General features: G+C 43.1%; 1 protein-coding gene. It reads left to right on the forward strand.

The genetic code is table 11. The features are described from left to right. Window positions 1-850, forward strand: an 850-nt coding sequence (locus A3739_RS04130) for an AarF/UbiB family protein (RefSeq protein WP_197472031.1), incomplete at both ends; no start/stop codon positions are given.

Consider the following 850-nt stretch of genomic DNA (forward strand, 5'->3'; position numbering starts at 1 on the left):
ATCTAGAGATCACCCGCGCAATTATCCGCGTCTACGAGCCGCTTTTGGTAGAGGCGATCAATACCATCAAGCACTTGAGAAAAATCAATCGTGACGGTTTTAATGAAATTGTACGTAAGCTACAAGTATTGCGCGGCGATATTCAGATCTTAAAGCGTCAAATTCAAGCAATCCGTTACATAAAACCTTTCTTGGAAACCGACCCTAAAGACTTCCATGCCCAAGCGCAAATCGTTTCGAAGATGGTAAGTGAATTCGGTCCCTTGTTTATCAAAATGGCACAAGTTGCTGCGGCCAGTGCTGATTTTCTGCCCGAAGAAATTTCACGCGAACTTGCGGTGTTCCAGCAAGATGTTGAGCCGATGTCAGTCGAACAAGTGAGAAAAGTGTTTTTTGAAGATTTTGGTCAGCCGCCAGAGAGCATGTACTACGAATTTGATGCATCAAAGCCTCTAAAAAGTGGGTCAATTGGTTCCGTGTTTTTGGCCAAGAAAGCCGTTGAAAATACGAATTCAGAGTTAGAAACATCAACAGTACTGGTACCTATTGTCGTGAAAGTTGCGCGTCATAATCTTGAACGCGAATTTGCGATGGGTTCGTTGGCAATCGAATTAATGTTGATTAGTAGTCAGTATTGGGCTCCTCACTCAAAACTTAAGCCTTTTTTGAAATCAATGGCAGAACAAATTAAAGAGTTCACGCGTGGTTTTGAGCAAGAGTTAGATTTCTCTTTAGAAGCTGAAACACAAAGACGTTTTTACGAACGAGCACTTGGTTCTGATTATTGGTCGGTGCCAAAGGTCTATGGCGCGAGCGGACGCGTGATAGAAATGGAGTATGTGTCTGAGGT

The sequence above is a fragment of the Oleiphilus sp. HI0067 genome (assembly GCF_001635735.1).